This window comes from Microtetraspora niveoalba (assembly GCF_001570405.1).
Taxonomy (GTDB): Bacteria; Actinomycetota; Actinomycetes; order Streptosporangiales; family Streptosporangiaceae; genus Microtetraspora; species Microtetraspora niveoalba.
The window spans coordinates 201,332-217,096 of sequence record NZ_BBYM01000017.1 but is presented as its reverse complement, the minus strand read 5'-3'; the positions used below and the strand labels follow the sequence as shown (position 1 = coordinate 217,096).

Below are 15,765 nucleotides of genomic sequence, written 5' to 3'. Positions count from 1 at the left end.
AGAGAAGACGGCCCCTCTGTCGCCGCGGAGGGTGTGACCGGTTCATCGAACCCAATTCGCCCTTTTTCCCGACAGGTCAGCGTGAGAACGTTCATCATCCTGCTCGCGGTCGCGCTGGCGGCGTGCTCGGCTCCCACCACGCTGCACCGGCCCCCCGGCGCGGGAAAGATCATCATTGACGAGGACCCCGGTGAGCTCAACGACGACGCTCTGGCCACGGCCATGCTGCTCGATTCCTCCCAGGTCGAGGTGCTCGGGATCACCACGGTCGGTGGCAACACCTGGCCGGAGGAGGGGGCCGCCTACGCCCTGCGGCTCCTGGAACTGCTGGGCCGCACCGACATACCGGTCATCCGGGGAGCCACCGCGGACCCACGGATCCGCCCCGATGGGAAGGACTACCGTTCCCTCCCCTACGCCGGCGCGCTGGCCCGCCCCCGCCCCCTCGGCTACCGGAACCTGAGCGAGACACCACGTCTCGGATACCCGACCACCGAACCGAGTGACGCCACGGCTTCGGAGTTCATCGCCGACCAGGTGAAGAGTCATCCACACCAGGTAACGATCCTGGCCCTGGGCCCGGCCACCAACCTGGCCCGCGCCATCGAGGACCATCCCGAGATCGTGGCCCTCGTCAAAGGCGTCGTGTTCATGGGCGGGGCGTTCGACGTACCGGGCAGCGTCACCAAGGACGCCGAGTTCAACTGGTGGTGGGACCCCCGAGCCGCCGAGATCGCGCTCGACGCGCCCTTCAGGGAAAAGACCGTCATCCCCCTCGACGCCTGCCAGGAGCTCCTGTACGACAAGCAGATCTACGAAAGGGTGGTCGCGGCCCCAGCGGCGCCCCTCTCCAAGCCGCTGCGGAACCTGCACGGCTCGATCTTCGCGGGCGATCCCGCCTACAACATGCCCGTCTGGGACACGGTCGCGGCGGCCGTCTTCCTCCGGCCCGACATCGTCACCGACACGAGCGATCGCCCCGTCTCCGCCGAGCCGGCGACGGGCAAGGCGGTCCGGGGCGCCTCCCCCGCCCACGTCGTCAGCCATGTCGATCCCAGCAGATTCTGGGACATCTATGTCGACCGCCTCGCCGGAGGACACACCTCATGAACGCATCCCGTCTCGCGTTGCCCGCACGCGCCCTCGCCCTCTGCTTCGCGATCGGAGCCGCCGTCTATCCGGGGTTCGGGACGGTGGACCTCGCGGTCCCCATCGCCGCACCGTCGCCCGAGTTCGTCCAAGCGTCGATGCTGGAGGGCGGCTGGGGGCTGGTGCTCTCCTTGTTGGTGGCCGTGCCGTTCCTGGTCGTCTTCCTCAATCCCGCGGCGCGGGCCGCGGCCTTGGGGGAGGTGGTCGTCGTCGGGACGGTGATCGGTCTCGTCGGCGTACTCGCCGGCCAGCCGGCATTTCTGGCCGTCACCGCGATTCTGGGACTCTGCGCGGGAGTGCTCGCCGCGATGCTCCGCGGCTGGACGACCGCGGGCGGACCGCGGACCTGGCATCTCGTTCTCGCCGTCGCCCCGTTCGCCGGCGCGGCCGCGGCCACGGTGCTCGGCGAGGCCGCATTGGCGGCGTGGCTGGGCGTCGTGGGCGCCGTGTGGGCGCTCGCCGTCGTCCTCAGCCGATGGGGCGCCGTCCCGGCCCCCCGATCCCGGTTGCCACTCGCGCTCGCGGCGGCGGCGGCACTCCCCTGGATCTTGTACGCCGCCGACATGATCCGGGCCGCCGAGGAAGGCCGTGAACCGATGGAGATCACGATGGGGCTCGACCATTGGCCGATCCAGGCGGCCCTGGGCATCGCGCTGGTCGCGTTGACCGCCTGGGGACACCCGATTCCTGCGGTCACGTCGGGTATCGCCTCGATGAGCTTCGGCGCCATTGCCATGGGCTACCCCGACCATGCGGCGAGCCCCGGCACGAGCTGGGGCGTCGCGGCCCTCATCTGGGGTCTGACCGTCCTGCCCTGGGGCCTCCTCCGCTGTGGAGCACCGTCTCTCGCGTGCGGCCGGGATGCCACCTGACCTGCTCGAATACTCCCGTCCTGCGCGGGCAGGGTCCCTGCATGAAATGGACGATCACCGGCACGATCGCCGCCGCGGCCGCGCTCGCGGGAGTCTGCGGCATCGTACCCGCGAAGGCCGAACAGCCCGCCGTGCGGACGTCTCCGTCCGTCGGCACGCCCACCGCCACCCCGTTCACGCCATCTCCGAGCCCGGCCGGCGCGGGCGACCTGCGCCAGGCCGCCGCGGCGGCGCTGCGCGCGGTGCCCGGCTCCACGCTCATCTCCATCGAGACGGAGGAGAACGGCCGGCTCTGGGAGGCGCAGGTCGTCGACCGGGACGGCACCGAGCACCAGATGGATGTGGAGTCGGGCAGGGTGGTCGTCGGCCCCACGATCAAGCCGGAGGACGCCCACGACAAGGCCAAGCACCGGGCACGGGTCGCGGCGGCCAAGCTCGACTACGCGGCGGCGGCCGACAAGATCCTGGCGACCGTGCCGGGCGGGCGTATCACGGAGCTGAACCTGGACACCGAGCGGGGCAGGACCGTCTGGGAGTCTGACGTGATCACACCCGACGGGGTCAAGCACGAGGTGACGGTGGACGCCGCCAGCGGAGCGGTGGTGCGCAAGAGGGGCTGACCGGGGCCGGATGCTCTTGTCACGCAGCCTCGATCGGTCACGAGGAGATCACCGCGTGGAGGCGGCGGGCCTCCTGGAGGACGAGGCTCGCCCCCTTGCGAGCCGCCGGCTCCGCCGGCCCGGGGATCTCGCCATGCGCCCGCGCCAGGACGGCCGCCCGGGCGGCGACACCCAGCAGCTCGCCCAGCCCGTTCCGCGTCCTTTCGCCCTGCCCCGTAGGCAGCAGGAGCGGGACGGCCACGGCGAGGGCCTGCCAGATCTCGGCGTGCGCCCCGGACGCGACCAGATCGGCCAGTGCCTCGATCATGCGCGTGCTAGGCGGGCCAGCGGCCGGCGGTTTTGGCGGCCTCGATCGCGGCGCGGCCTGCCGGGCGCATCCGGTCGGCGGCCGTCAGCGCCTCGGCCTTCGCGACGTTGATGCTGGACCAAGGGCTTCGGCGGGTACGCGGCGAGTAGCGCTGCAGGTAGTAGTCGCCGTCGAACGCCCTGCGGTGGCTGTCGATCCAGCCGTGGCACAGCGCCTCGTCCAAGGCCTCGTCGAGGGTGACGGTCGTCGCGTTGCCGCTCTTCTTGGCGATCATCAGCCAGACGTCGCGGGCGGTCTCGTGGTGCTCGGCGAGCCATGCCCTCCAGGCGGCTGCGTCGTCCAGGATCAGGGCGTCGTCGGTCATCGTGCTCAGCCCTTCCGGCCCGCGAGGACGTCCATGTAGTGGTGGTTGACCATGACGCCGAGGATGTTGCCGAACGGGTCGCGCACCGAGGCGGTGACGAACCCGGGGCCGCGCTCGGTCGGCTTCTCGAACGGGGTGGCCCCCATCTCCAGCAGCCGCTCCCAGGTCGCCTCCAGGTCGTCGACGGCCCAGTAGACGATCGCTCCGCCGTCCTCGGTGCTCCAGCCGTCCGGAGCGAACCGCGCGTCGATGATGCCGAGCTCGTGCTGGTAGTCGCCGACGCGGAACTCCACGTAGGCCGGGTCGCCCTGCTCGGGCCGCTGGAAGTAGGCCCGCACGCCGAGGAACTCGGCGTACCAGTCACGGGCGGCGACGACGTCATGGGCGTAGAAGCTGATGGTGGTGAGTCCGCGGAGCATGTCCTTCTGCCTTCCGTTCGGCGGCTTGTGAGATCGATGCTTCCAGGCAAAGTGCTCATCGAGTGAGTACTTTTCTGCATCGTCGAAGCGGGAGAGCGGATCCCCTGGTGGCCGTCCTGCTGCTGATGCAGTACCGAGTGACGATCCGGCGTCGGCCCGCGGATAGGGTCACTCCCAGGAGGGAGCCGCGGGGCGGTCCTCCAGGGTGACGCCGGTTACGGGACCGCGTTCATACCGTCGGCGCCATGGAAAAGAGCGGAACACGGATCATGGCCGTGGCTCTGGCGGCCGTCACGGTCATGACGGCGGCGCCCGCCGCGACGGCGGCCGCGAGCGCGCGGGACGCCGCCCTGGACGGCGTGTGGCAGACCGACGGCTACGGCACGATCATCACTGTCCATGGGGACAGGCTCCGGTACTTCGACACGACGGCGATCAGCTGCCTGCCGGGCGTCATGTCGGCCGAACAGCAGGGCGCCCCGAGGTCGTTCGTCGCCGACGACGGCTCCCGCCAGATGACGATCAGGCTCCAGGGCCGGCAGCGGGCGCGGCTCCGCTACGTGGGCGCCGTCGGGGAGATCGGCCTGCGCCGGCTGCCCGCCCTTCCCACCAGCTGCTCGGTGAAGGCCTCCGCCGCGGACCCGGTCAGGGTGTTCGACGTCTTCTGGACCACGTTCGCGGAGAACTACCCGTTCTTCGCGATCAAGGGGGTCAACTGGCAGGCGGTGCGCGACCGGTACCGTCCCCGGATCGGCCCGAAAACCACCGACGCCGAGCTGTTCGGCGTGCTGCGCGACATCCTGAAGGATCTCGGCGACGCCCACACCGCGCTGCGCGCCGGAAAGGACGAGTTCGTCCGGCCGCTGCGCCCGGGCACGAGGCCACTGGACGGCCTGCCGGCCTTCATGGCCCTGAACAAGCGGGTCCTCGATCTCGTGGAGAAGCACGACGGCAAGAAGCCGCTGACGACATGGGGCCGGGGCGTGATCGGGTACGCCGACCTGCCGGGCGGGTTCGGCTACCTGCGGTCGGCCGCCTTCGACGGGTACGCCGACGGCGGCTTCGCGGCCAACGCGAAGGAGCTGGACCGGGCGCTGGACGAGATCTTCACCCCCGACCGGACCTCGCGCCTGAAGGGCCTCGTCCTCGACGTCCGCCTCAACTTCGGCGGGTACGACGCCCTCGGCATCCGGCTCGCCTCCCACCTCACCGGCCGGCCGTACGCGGCCTACGCCAAGCAGGCGCGCAACGACCCCTCCGACCCCACCCGGTTCACGCGGGCGCTGCCGATCCGGGTGCGGCCGGCCGCGGGCTCTCGCTACACCGGGCCGATCGCCCTGCTGACCAGCCCGCTGACCATCAGCGCCGGAGAGACGTTCAGCCAGGCCATGACGGCCCGCACCCCCGCCCCTCGGCGGATCGGCGACACCACCCAGGGCGCGTTCTCCGACTTCCTCTGGCGCACGCTGCCCAACGGCTGGACCTTCGCCCTGCCCAACGAGCGGTTCCTCACCCGGCAGGGGACCAGCTTCGACATCACCGGAATCCCGCCGCAGGACAGGATCGCCGGAACGCTCAGTGACGAGGAGCTCGCGGCCGGCCGCGACGCCGCCTTCGATCGGGCGCTGGCCTACCTGCGCACGGCCGGGAGATCCGGCCGGTGACTCGCGTCGCGCACTGCTTGGTACGCCACTCGGCGGCGGGCGGCCTCCCGTCACAGGTGGGCGCGAAGGTCGCCCATGAGGACGATGCGACCCGCCCGGCACGTCCATAGGCTGGGGAAATGATCCATCAGGGGCCGATCGCGAAGCCGGTGCCGCTCCTGCGGGCCGTGGCGCGAGCGCTGCTGCGGGCGGTCGTCACCGGCACGGCCGACCCGCCGCCGCCCGCGCCCCGGCGTGGGCAGGTGCGGGTGCCGTGGCCGCGCGGCGGACGGGGCGCCACCTTGGATCTCGTCCGGCTCGGCGACGCGGCGCTGGCGTTCGTGGCGTTCGCGGGCGGGGTCGCGTACATGGAGGGCCCCGCGGCCACCGCACGGTGGCCGCACGACAAGGCGTACCTCGTGATCATGTCAGCGGCCTTCTCGCTGCCGCTGGTGCTGCGCCACCGGTGGCCGCTGGCGGCCTGGCGGTACGCGCTGCTGGCACTTCCGAGCGGCGCGGCGGTCGTCGGCGAGTTCCTCAGCCCGCCGTACCCGCCGGGCGCGGCGATCGCCTGCCTGCTCGTGGCCTACTCCGTCGCGGTCCGATCCGACGGCGCGATCGCGGCGGGTGTGTGGCTGGTCTCCTGCCTCGCGGCGGTGGCCGTCGACGTCGGCACGGCGGTCCCCGCGGTGACCGGGATCACCGTCGCCGTGCTGTTCGGCCACAACGTACAGGCGCGGCGGCTGGCGACCGGGAAGCTGGCCGAGGAGGAGCGGCGGGCGGAGGACGCCCTGGCCGAACGGGCGGCGCTGGCCGAGCGGGCCAGGATCGCCCGTGAGCTGCACGACCTGGTCGCCCACCACATGTCGGTGATCGCCATCCAGGCGGAGGCGGTCCCGCTGCGGGCGGGGGGCGACGCGGGCCTGCTGGCGCAGGGGCTCGCCGAGATCCGCGCGCTGTCGCTGACGACGCTGGCTGAGATGCGCCAGGTGGTCGGCGTGCTGCGCGGCGCGGAGGACGCGGACACCGCGCCCCAGCCCGGCCTCCACCGGCTCGACGAGCTGGTCGCGACCGCGTCCCGCGCCGGGATGTCGTTGCGGGTGTCCGGCTCGGGCGAGCTGGGCGACCTGCCGGGCACCGTGGGGCTGACGGCATACCGGATCGTGCAAGAGTCACTGAGCAACGCGATGCGGCACGGGTCGGGATCGGACGTCGCCGCGGAGCTGGTCCGCGACGGCGACGAGCTGCGGATCCGCGTGGTCAACGGCCTGCCCGCCGATCCCGGAGCCGCGCCGGAGGGCCTCCCCGAAAAGCGGTCGGGCCACGGGCTGGCCGGGATGCGGGAGCGGGTGGGGATGCTCGGCGGCACGTTCCGGGCGGGCCGGGTCGGCGCGGAGTTCGTGGTGACCGCGACCCTGCCGATCCGAGGGGACGCCGGATGACGATCAGGGTGCTCGTCGCCGACGACCAGGGCATGGTGCGGACCGGGTTCACCGCGTTCCTGAGCACGCAGCCGGACATCGACGTGGTGGGCGAGGCGGCCGACGGCGAGGAGGCCGTTCGCCGCGTCGCGGAACTCTCGCCCGACGTGGTGCTCATGGACGTCAGGATGCCGGTGCTGGACGGCCTCCAGGCCACCCGGCGGATCCTGTCCTCGGGCGGCCGTCCCCCGAAGGTGCTGATCCTGACTACGTTCGACCTGGACGACTACGTGTACGAGGCGCTCCGGGCGGGCGCCAGCGGCTTCCTGCTGAAGGACGCCTCCGCCGTACAGCTCGCCGAGGCGGTCCGGGTGGTCGCGGCCGGCGAGGCCCTGCTCGCGCCCTCCGTCACCCGGCGGCTGATCTCCGAGTTCGCCCGGCTCGGCCCGCGCCGTCCCCGCGCCACGCTGGACGGGGTCACCGAACGCGAGGCGGAGGTGCTCACCCTGGTCGCCCACGGCCTGTCCAACCAGGAGATCGCCGAACGGCTCGTCCTGTCCGAGCAGACGGTGAAGACCCACGTGGGCCGCATCCTGGCGAAACTCGGCCTCCGCGACCGGGCCCAGGCGATCGTCCACGCGTACGAGACGGGCCTGGTGCGCCCGGGTGAGTGAACCCGGCGGCGTCGCCCGATTTCCGGGCTCGTGAACGGCCGGAGGTAGGCGCCGGTCGCGTGAAGTGACGACGTGCCGTCCCCGTGCCCCGACGCCGTACGAGCCGCGCTTCGTGGCCTCCTTCGCGCCCGCGAAAACGGGAGCCGGGCCGGGAACGAATCCCGCATAATGCGGCATCATGAAGATCACGAAGCGGGTCGCCGCCGCCGCGGTGCCGTTACTGGGCCTGCTGGCTGCATGCTCCGAAGAGGCCGGAAACGCCCGCGTCTCCCCCGCGCCGGGAAGCACCGCTGCTTCCACACCGCCCCAGGCCGCGGGGCGGTGGGAGGCGATCGGGACCATGCCGCTCACCCCCGCCTCCGCCCTGCTGCGCGTGGTGGCGAGCGGCCCCGGCGAGGCATGGGCCATGGGCTACGAGGAGTACACGCCTGAGGAGGATCCGGGGTTCCCCGTCCTGCAGCGCTGGGACGGCACGCGGTGGAGCGAGGTCCCCCGCGGGGACCTCTACATGGAGCCGACCGACTTCGCCGCGGACGGGGCCGGCGGCATCTGGATGGTGGGGCGGTCTTCGAAGTCCGCCCTCTGGGACGGGCGCCGCTGGAGGGCGCGGGACGTGTATGGCGGATCCGAGACCCACGATCTGAGCGGCGTCGCCGTCCGCGAGGGGCGCGCGATCCTGATCGGTCACGAGTTCACGGACGCGGGGTGGTGGGCGCGTGTACGGCCGTTCGTCGCCGACTGGGACGGCCGGCGGTTCACCTATCACACCTACGGCAAGGGCTCCGGCAAGTTCAGCGCGGTCGCCACCGGCGACGGGCACACCTGGATCGCCGGAGCCAGGACCCTCCCCGGCTGCGCGGGCATCACCCCGCTGATCCGGCACAGGATGGCCGGCGCCAAGGGCTACGACGAGGTGCTCGTGCCCGACATCCCCGGAGGGGAGCTGAACCGGATCTGGCAGATCAGCCCCACGGACGTGTGGGCCGTGGGCACGATCTGGCCGGACGGGGGCGACGCCGCCGACGTGGACAGCGCGTGCGCGAAGGATGAATCCGTGACGGACAGGGCCTCGAGATATCTCAACGCCTCGCCGCTCGTGATGCGCTGGGACGGATCCGCATGGAAGCGGGTGGACCTGCCGGCGTGGAAGGGTGAGCTCCGCGATGTCACCGCCTTCGGCGAGGACGACGTGTGGGTGAGCGGCGTCCAATGGGACGGCGAGGAGGGGGACGCCGAGGCGCGACCGAAGAACAGCGTCTTCATCCACTACGACGGGAAGAGTTGGGCGCGTGAGCACGGCCCGGTCGGCGACAGCGCGTACACCGCGCTCGCCAGGATCCCCGGGACCGACCGCCTCTGGGCCGTCGGCTCGATGGGCATCCGTGACGACGAGAGGGCCGTCATCCTGCAACGTTCGAAAATGCCGGCGGCCTCCCCCGCGGCGAGCACGCCCTGACCCTGGCGATGCACTGAGCCGGATCGAGCCGGCCGTGCCATGGCTGCGGACCGGCTCATATTTCCCGGGCTTCCTGCCGGACAAGCGACGCCGGGCGGACCGCAAGCCGCGATGACGGACAGGCCGGCCGCCGCTGCCATGACAAGTCGCACGCGCGCCACGCCCGGCACCTCGACACACCGTCCGAGCGCCCTGGCATGACCTGGCCGTTGCCGCCGGGCGAGCTCTGCCAGGTCGTCAGCGCGAGCACGGCACACCCTGCCGGGCCCACACCTCCTCAAGTCACATCGTCGTGCAAGACACAGCCATACCATATGGACGATGATGTGTGTCGCACAGTATCGTGTCAGTGTGAAGGAGTCCGAATTGCTCGATGCGCACCGGCAAGAGTTGCGCCGCGGCTCGGTGGTCCTCGCCAGTCTCCTGGCGTTGCGGACGCCGGGATACGGCTACGGCCTGCTGGAGGCGCTCGATCGTGCGGGGGTGCCGGTCGCGGCCAACACCCTCTATCCGTTGCTGCGCCGCCTGGAGAGCCAAGGTCTGCTGACCAGTGAGTGGGACACCAGTGAGGCCCGTCCGCGCAAGTTCTACCGCACCAGCCAGGACGGCGTCCGCCTCGCCCGTGCACTGCTGCGCGAGTGGCAGGCGATCGACAAGGCCCTTACGCGCCTGGACGTCGAAGGATCAGAACTGTGACGATATCGCTGACGGACCGCTATGTCGCCGCCACTGTGCGGCACGTACCCGAGAAGCACCGCCGTGAGATCGAACGCGAACTGCGCGCCGCGATCGCCGACGACATCGACGCACGCACCGTCCACGGCGAGGCGCCGGCCGACGCCGAATACGCCGCGCTGCGCGAGCTCGGTGATCCGACGATGCTGGCCGCCCGCTACACCCGCCGCGCCGTGGCCCTCATCGGACCCGACACCTACCCCGCCTACATCCACGCACTGCGGGCGTCGTGCTGGTCGGTGTTACCGATCCTCTACGTCGTCCTGGTCCTCGTCCTGCGGGCCCACGGCGAAAACGCGTGGACAGCGATCTTCCGCCCGATCGGGATAACGCTGACCGTGGCGATGTATCTCGCCGTCGGCGTGACGGGCCTGTTCGCCATCGCCGATCGCCGGCGCGGCGACCATCCCGACGCCGCCGTACTCGCCGAGCCGTGGACGCCGGACCGGTTGACCGCGGTCGACGATCCGCGACCAGCGCGCTGGAGCGACCTGATCGCCGAGATCGTTCTGGCCGCGGTCCTGATCGTCGCACTGTTCGTGCAACGGGTGCTCTCGCCGGTGACCACCACGGGGGGCGCGGCTGTGCCGATCATCAATCCCGCGCTCTGGGCCTTCTGGGTTCCCTACTTCATCGCCGTGATCGTGCTGGCCCTCGTCGTCAAAGCCGTGGATCTGCGGCTGCGGGAGTGGAATCCAATCACGGCCGCGGCCACCACGGCACTCACGCTCGCCGGCACCGTTCCGCTCAGCTGGCTGTTCTGGCAGGCGCAGGTGCTCAACCACGCACTGACCCACGACACGGGCGCCCTTCCCGCATCGGGAAGCTGGATCGCCTGGCTGGCCATCCTCGTCCTCGCCCTCATCACCGTCGCTTCCCTCCTGCGGACCTGGCGGTCGCGCAACCGGAACAGGGCCGGCGACACCGACGTGGGTTCCCCCTATGCGAAGGCGGAGCGATGAACACACCTGCGACGACAGCGAAGGAAGACGGCAAACCAACCGACCCGCGACGCGAGGCCGTCATCAATCTCATCGTCAACGTGGCGGCGCCGCTCGCGGTGTTCTACGGCCTGCGCGCGGCCGGAGCCGACCAATGGCTGGCGTTGACCCTGGGGGTGCTGCCACCGGGGGTTCGGGCGATGTGGACCGTGGCCACGCGCAGGCGGATCGACGCACTCGCCCTGTTCACCGTGAGCATCCTGGTGCTCAGCGTCGCTGTGTCGTTCCTGGCCGGCAGCCCGCGGTTCCTCCTGGCCAAGGACGGCTGGATGACCGCCGTCGGCGGCCTGTGGATTCTCGCGACGCTGCCGCGGACACCGTTCTACTTCCAGGTCATTCGTTCCTTCACCGCCGGAGCCACCCGGGAACGCGCCGAGACCGCGTGGCGTGAGTCGACCGCCTTCCGGCACATGTTGCGGGTGGCCACCGCGATCTGGGGCGTCGGGCTGGTGCTTGACGCCGGGGTACGGGTGGTGCTGGCGTACTCGCTCCCCGTGGACAGGGTGCCGTTGATCAGCGGGCTGCAGTACGTGGCGGTGTTCGCCGCCCTCGAGGTGAGCAGCCAGATCTACCTGCGTCGCGCAGGCGCCCGGATCGACACCGAGACCAGATCGGAGGCGTCCTCATGACGACAGTGGTGCTGGTCACCGGCGGGGCCGGCGGCATCGGTGCCGCGGTGGCCAGGCGCTTCGCCCGAACCGGTGCCCGGGTGTTGATCGCGGACCTGGACGAGGCGGCGGGCGGGGCCCTCGCCGCCGAGATCGACGGCCTGTTCGTGCCGATGGACGTCACCCGCGAGCGGGACAACCAGGCCGCTGTCGAGGCTGCGCTGACCACCTTCGGCGGGCTCGACATCGTGCACCTCAACGCAGGGACCGGTGGCGCGGGCGACGGCTTCGACCTCGACTCCTACCGGCGCGTCATCGCGGTCAACATCGACGGCACCATGTTCGGCATCCGCGCGGCCCTGCCGGCGCTGGCATCGACAGGCGGCGGTGCGATCGTGGTGACCTCCAGCCTCGCCGGGATCGCGCCCAACCCGTTCGACCCCGTCTACTCGGCCAGCAAGCACGCGATCATCGGGCTGGTTCGGTCACTCGCGCATACCTTGTCCGAATCCGGCGTCACCATCAACGCGGTCTGCCCGGGTTTCGTCGATACCCCGATGCTCAGGAGTATCCGCGAGCACGTCCTCATGCACCGCCTCGCCATCGCCGACCCGGACGAAGTCGCCGAGGCCGTCCAGACCATCGTCCAGCACGGCACGACCGGCGAAGCCTGGGTCGTACAGGCAGGCCAACCGGCCACACCGGTGACGTTCCCGACAATCGAGCTCAGCCAAGGTGTGTGAGAGCAAACGGACACTCACGACCACGGCGGCCACTTCATCCCGTGGCAGATCCCCGGAGAATGGGGCGACGACCTGCGGCGTACCTTCCGCGGTCGGCGACAGCGCACGGGGTCGGATCGGCGGCGGGCTACCCCGCGCCGAACTGTCCGGCCTGGACCTGGACCAGTCGGAGGCCGCACGCGCGTCACCCCCTGAGCCGCTCCTTCAGGAAGGCGATGATCTCGTCACGGGCGCGCACCGTCGGGTGACCCTGCTCGTCCACGAGATGTGCCGTAGTGACGCTGTGAGCACACCCGACGACGTCGCGGAAGAAGGGTGGAGGGTTCGTGTTCGCCACGTCGGCGGGAAGCACACGGCCGTCGAACGCTTCTCCGAGTAGCTTTCGGTAGGCCGCGAACCGCCGGCCCGTGCACCACCTGTCGTCGTCGAAGCGGTAGGCCAGCACCTTCAACCCGTCTCGTTCGACACGTTCGGCCAGGGCGGCCGCGTCTTCGTCTCCGATCTCCAGCCCCCCGGGGTCGTCGAGCGGCAGCGAGGGATGGTTGACGACCGGGGCGATGACGGCCGGTTCGAGTGCCATGGTCAGCGCGAAGTTACCGGTGAAACACAGCCCGACCGCGCCGACCCCCGGCCCACCGCACTCCGCATGCGCGATGCGCGCGAGGCCGCGCAGCCACGCCGCGACCGGGCTGGTGCCGCCCCCGGCGAACGCGCGGAACTCGGCGCTGACGCATGCGCGCCGGACGACCGCCTCGCCTGCCTCGGTGGTCGGGTAGGCGCCGTCGACGCCGAAGAGAGAGGGCAGGTACACGGAGAAGCCGGCATCGCGTACCCAGCGTGCCAACCGTGCGACGTCGGGGCTGATGCCCGGCATCTCGGGCATCAGGACGACGCCGGGTCCTGTCCCGGCGACGTACACGGTCTTGCTGACGTCATCGACGCTGACGACTCTCCGGGAGAAGTCGTCCAAGGGGTCGTCGCGCCGCGTTCGCATCGTTGTCATGATCGAGAGTGTGCTGGGACACTGTCCCCACGAGAAGTGGCGATATCGCCATATGGAGCGGCGATACCGCCACCGCCGTGGGGAGTTGGAGGAGCCATGAAACCGCTGCGCCTGGGCGTGCTGGCGTATCCCGGCTGCTTCGCCTCAGAGGTGTTCGGGATCCCCGACCTGTTGTTCATGGCCGATCACATCGCGGCGGCGCAAGGGGCGGATCGACCGCCGCACGAGGTGTCCGTCGTCTCGCCCCGGCGGCGGGTGGTCGTGTCCGGCGGCCGGGCCATCGAGGCCACGGCCTTGCGCCCCGTCGACGTCCTGATCGTGCCGGGTTTCGAGCTTTCGCCCAAGCTCGATCTCGACGCGACGCTCGCGAACCTGAGGCCCGAAGTGGCGTCGATCCGGTCGCAGGCCGCCTCCGGCATCGCCGTCGTGTCGATCTGTGTCGGCGCCTTCCTCGTCGCCGAGGCCGGCCTGCTCGACGGGCGCGAGGCGACGACGTCCTGGCTGTTCGCGGACCAGCTCGCCCGTCGCTACCCCGACGTGAAGGTGCGCCCCGAGCACCTCGTGGTCACCGATCGCGGTGTGACGACGACCGCCGCCTTCAGCGCCATGTACGACTTCGCACTCCAGTTGATCCGTGAGCACGACGGCCCCCGCGTCGCCCGCAGCACCGCACGCATCGCGCTCGTCGACGACGCACGCTCCACCCAGGCTCCCTACGTCGACCTGGCGCTGATGCCCGCCGTCGGCCGTGAGTTCTCACTCGCGGTGAAGCGGTGGCTCGACCAGAATCTCGGGGCGCGCTACGACCTGTCCATCCTCGCCGAAGCGTTTCACGTGAGCACGCGAACCATGCTCCGCCGCTTCGGTGAGGAGGCCGGCCAGACCCCGCTGGCGTACCTGCAATCCGCTCGGGTCCGCAGGGCTCGTCATCTGCTGGAGACGACCGACCGGACCGTCGCGCGCATCGCCGCCGACCTCGGATACGCGGACACGAGCACCTTCAGCGCCATCTTCGCCCGGCACACGGGCCAGCGGCCGCGGGACTACCGCGCCACGTTCCGCCGGCCTGCTCATGTTCGCGAAGCGGGCCACGCCAAGGGATAAGAACGATCTTGCCCGCCGTACGGCGGTTCTCCAGGTCGGCGTGTGCGTCACCGGCCGAACGCGAGGGGCTGCTCATCGCCGCGGGGTCGCATTCTGCGTGACATCGACGTATCGACTCGCCGTCGGTCCCGCTTTGGAAAGCAGGAAACGCTTGAAACAGGGCGGCTTGCGCGGAGGAGATGCCGGGAGGATCCATCATCCCCCCGGCGTTGCCGACTCTGCTCACAGAAGCCGGCGCATGGCACTCTCATTTCACCACCTGGGATCGCGCCTGGGCATGGGCCAAGGCGCGTACGGTCTTCACCCAGCAGCGGCGGCCGGGCCTCGAACAGCGGCTGGGAAGCGAGCTCGAGGCCGCCACCGCAGGGGAGATGCGGCTGACCGCGGAGCTCGCCGCCGAGCAGGCATGGCAGGCTGCACGGAGTCGGATGAACGCCCGGCAGACCACGGCACTACGCGCCTACCAGGACCACATCGGCAAGCTGGGTAAGGGGACCGGACGCTACGCCGGAACAGCGCGCGGCCGACCTGGACCGGGAGCGCGAACTCAAGCGGGCAGACTGGCGGTTCTGGCGGATTCGCGAGAGCGAGTTCTACTTCGACCCGGATGCTGCGCTGGAGCCTTTGTGCGCTGAGTTCGACCGGCGGGGCATTCGGCCCGGCAAGGTCATGCCCGACGGGGAAGACGTCTCGGTTTCGACGTGGAGCGCTGTGGCCCTGTCTGCATAGGACGGCTGGGACGGACTCGAAGACGGTGATCTTCGTGAGAAGGGTCCACGGGTGAATGACGAGCTGTGGGTGCGGCGGATGTTGCCCCGAGGCCGGGTAGTCAAGGCGCTCGTGAAGCTGTCAAGAATGTGAGTTCCCCAGACACGGGATCGGAGATCCAGTAGACAGGTGATCTTCCACATCCATCCGTCGAAACTGGATCTCCGCCGATTGCCGAGTCTGCTGGGGTTGCTCACAAGTGTTGTGCAGGCAGTGGGCATCCGTTCGGTGGTCGCGAATCGCCTCCTCCGGTCCGGGAGAATGCAGGCATGGTTGAACAGAGCATCTGGATGCAGAAGGTTGCCGCCGACCCTGATCACTCCAGCTGGTTCATCGAGCGATTTCGTTCCATGGCGCGCGCCGGTGACGACCTCGCCGGGGAAGCCCGCCTTGTGGACGCCATGGTGGCGCGCCGCGCCCGCATCCTCGACGCCGGCTGCGGGTCCGGCCGGGTCGGTGGCGCGTTGGCCGAGGCCGGCCACGACGTCGTGGGCGTCGATGTCGACCCGGCTCTGATCGAGGCCGCCGAGCAGGACCACCCCGGGCCACGATGGCTGGTTGGCGACCTGGCCGAACTCGACCTTCCCGCACAGGGCATCACCACGCTGTTCGATGCCATCGTCTGCGCTGGGAACGTGATGACGTTCCTCGCGCCAAGCACGCGTCGTGAAGTGCTGAGACGGTTCCGTGCGCACCTCGCACCTGGGGGCCGGGCCATTGTCGGTTTCGGCGTCGGCCGCGGTTACGAGTTCAGCGAGTTCTTTGTGGACGCGGCGGCCTGCGCGCTCGAACCCGACCTGCTGCTGTCCACCTGGGACCTGCGTCCGTTCAGGGATGACTCGAGCTTCCTGGTTGCTCTCCTCCGCCCTGCCTGACAC

At 70.6% G+C, this 15,765-nt stretch carries 17 protein-coding genes and 1 pseudogene; 14 read left to right on the top strand and 4 right to left on the bottom strand.

The annotated features are described in order from the left end of the window. The first annotated feature begins 81 nt into the window (after positions 1 to 81). Genes AWQ70_RS17590 through AWQ70_RS17580 form a run of 3 tightly spaced genes read left to right on the top strand, consistent with a single transcriptional unit; the run spans position 82 to position 2,641 of the window. Positions 82 to 1,110, top strand: coding sequence for a nucleoside hydrolase (locus AWQ70_RS17590; protein WP_067177283.1), 1,029 nt, complete (start codon positions 82 to 84; stop codon positions 1,108 to 1,110). Next, the gene (locus AWQ70_RS17585; protein WP_067177281.1) at positions 1,107 to 2,021 is read left to right on the top strand and encodes a hypothetical protein; all 915 of its coding nucleotides are present in this window, start codon (positions 1,107 to 1,109) and stop codon (positions 2,019 to 2,021) included. The genes AWQ70_RS17590 and AWQ70_RS17585 overlap by 4 nt, the downstream gene beginning before the upstream one ends. 41 nt (positions 2,022 to 2,062) lie before the next feature. After that, a complete protein-coding gene (locus AWQ70_RS17580) occupies positions 2,063 to 2,641 on the top strand; it encodes a PepSY domain-containing protein (RefSeq protein ID WP_067177280.1) in 579 nt (192 codons plus the stop codon). A gap of 37 nt (positions 2,642 to 2,678) precedes the next feature. Here the strand turns inward: AWQ70_RS17580 and AWQ70_RS17575 are convergent, their stop codons facing one another. The 3 genes from AWQ70_RS17575 to AWQ70_RS17565 are packed head-to-tail and all read right to left on the bottom strand — an operon-like array spanning position 2,679 to position 3,731. Further along, a complete protein-coding gene (locus AWQ70_RS17575; RefSeq protein ID WP_067177278.1) occupies positions 2,679 to 2,948 on the bottom strand; it encodes a hypothetical protein in 270 nt (89 codons plus the stop codon). A gap of 7 nt (positions 2,949 to 2,955) precedes the next feature. Next, positions 2,956 to 3,312 (bottom strand): YdeI/OmpD-associated family protein, encoded by a 357-nt coding sequence (locus AWQ70_RS17570; RefSeq protein WP_067177275.1) that lies wholly within the window; start codon positions 3,310 to 3,312, stop codon positions 2,956 to 2,958. A gap of 5 nt (positions 3,313 to 3,317) precedes the next feature. Continuing rightward, the gene (locus AWQ70_RS17565) at positions 3,318 to 3,731 is read right to left on the bottom strand and encodes a VOC family protein (protein ID WP_067177273.1); all 414 of its coding nucleotides are present in this window, start codon (positions 3,729 to 3,731) and stop codon (positions 3,318 to 3,320) included. A 245-nt stretch (positions 3,732 to 3,976) separates the two neighbouring features. On the opposite strand from AWQ70_RS17565, the gene AWQ70_RS17560 reads away from it, so the two are divergent. The 8 genes from AWQ70_RS17560 to AWQ70_RS17525 all read left to right on the top strand — a co-directional run bounded on the left by AWQ70_RS17560 (position 3,977) and on the right by AWQ70_RS17525 (position 12,012). Continuing rightward, on the top strand, positions 3,977 to 5,395 hold the full coding sequence (locus tag AWQ70_RS17560; protein ID WP_067177272.1) for a S41 family peptidase: 1,419 nt from the start codon (positions 3,977 to 3,979) through the stop codon (positions 5,393 to 5,395). Positions 5,396 to 5,514: 119 nt separating this feature from the next. After that, complete coding sequence (locus tag AWQ70_RS17555) at positions 5,515 to 6,816, top strand: sensor histidine kinase (protein WP_067177270.1); 1,302 nt, start codon at positions 5,515 to 5,517, stop codon at positions 6,814 to 6,816. Continuing rightward, positions 6,813 to 7,469 carry a response regulator gene (locus tag AWQ70_RS17550; RefSeq protein WP_067177268.1) on the top strand — a complete coding sequence of 219 codons (657 nt, stop codon included), beginning with the start codon at positions 6,813 to 6,815 and terminating at the stop codon, positions 7,467 to 7,469. Before AWQ70_RS17555 ends, AWQ70_RS17550 begins: the two co-directional genes overlap by 4 nt. A 178-nt stretch (positions 7,470 to 7,647) precedes the next feature. Next, positions 7,648 to 8,925, top strand: coding sequence for a hypothetical protein (locus AWQ70_RS17545; RefSeq protein ID WP_067177266.1), 1,278 nt, complete (start codon positions 7,648 to 7,650; stop codon positions 8,923 to 8,925). Between the two features lie 351 nt (positions 8,926 to 9,276). Continuing rightward, entirely contained in the window at positions 9,277 to 9,621 is a 345-nt protein-coding gene (locus AWQ70_RS17540; protein ID WP_245647012.1) for a PadR family transcriptional regulator, read from the top strand. Beyond that, positions 9,564 to 10,622, top strand: a complete 1,059-nt coding sequence (locus tag AWQ70_RS17535; RefSeq protein ID WP_169808691.1) for a permease prefix domain 1-containing protein — start codon at positions 9,564 to 9,566, stop codon at positions 10,620 to 10,622. The genes AWQ70_RS17540 and AWQ70_RS17535 overlap by 58 nt, the downstream gene beginning before the upstream one ends. Beyond that, the gene (locus tag AWQ70_RS17530; RefSeq protein ID WP_067177260.1) at positions 10,619 to 11,290 is read left to right on the top strand and encodes a VC0807 family protein; all 672 of its coding nucleotides are present in this window, start codon (positions 10,619 to 10,621) and stop codon (positions 11,288 to 11,290) included. The genes AWQ70_RS17535 and AWQ70_RS17530 overlap by 4 nt, the downstream gene beginning before the upstream one ends. Continuing rightward, positions 11,287 to 12,012, top strand: coding sequence for an SDR family NAD(P)-dependent oxidoreductase (locus AWQ70_RS17525; protein WP_067177256.1), 726 nt, complete (start codon positions 11,287 to 11,289; stop codon positions 12,010 to 12,012). Before AWQ70_RS17530 ends, AWQ70_RS17525 begins: the two co-directional genes overlap by 4 nt. Positions 12,013 to 12,196: 184 nt before the next feature. On the opposite strand, the gene AWQ70_RS17520 is transcribed toward AWQ70_RS17525, so the two are convergent. Continuing rightward, positions 12,197 to 13,015, bottom strand: coding sequence for a dienelactone hydrolase family protein (locus AWQ70_RS17520; protein WP_245647011.1), 819 nt, complete (start codon positions 13,013 to 13,015; stop codon positions 12,197 to 12,199). Positions 13,016 to 13,111: 96 nt separating this feature from the next. Between AWQ70_RS17520 and AWQ70_RS17515 the strand changes: the two genes are divergently transcribed. The 3 genes and pseudogenes from AWQ70_RS17515 (at position 13,112) to AWQ70_RS17510 (ending at position 15,762) form a co-directional block, all read left to right on the top strand. Next, positions 13,112 to 14,119 (top strand): GlxA family transcriptional regulator, encoded by a 1,008-nt coding sequence (locus AWQ70_RS17515; RefSeq protein ID WP_067177252.1) that lies wholly within the window; start codon positions 13,112 to 13,114, stop codon positions 14,117 to 14,119. 516 nt (positions 14,120 to 14,635) lie between these two features. Then, a pseudogene (locus tag AWQ70_RS42390) lies at positions 14,636 to 14,848 on the top strand (putative endonuclease domain-containing protein); the annotation flags it as partial. Positions 14,849 to 15,156: 308 nt separating this feature from the next. Continuing rightward, a complete protein-coding gene (locus tag AWQ70_RS17510) occupies positions 15,157 to 15,762 on the top strand; it encodes a class I SAM-dependent methyltransferase (protein WP_067177250.1) in 606 nt (201 codons plus the stop codon). Positions 15,763 to 15,765 lie beyond the last annotated feature (3 nt).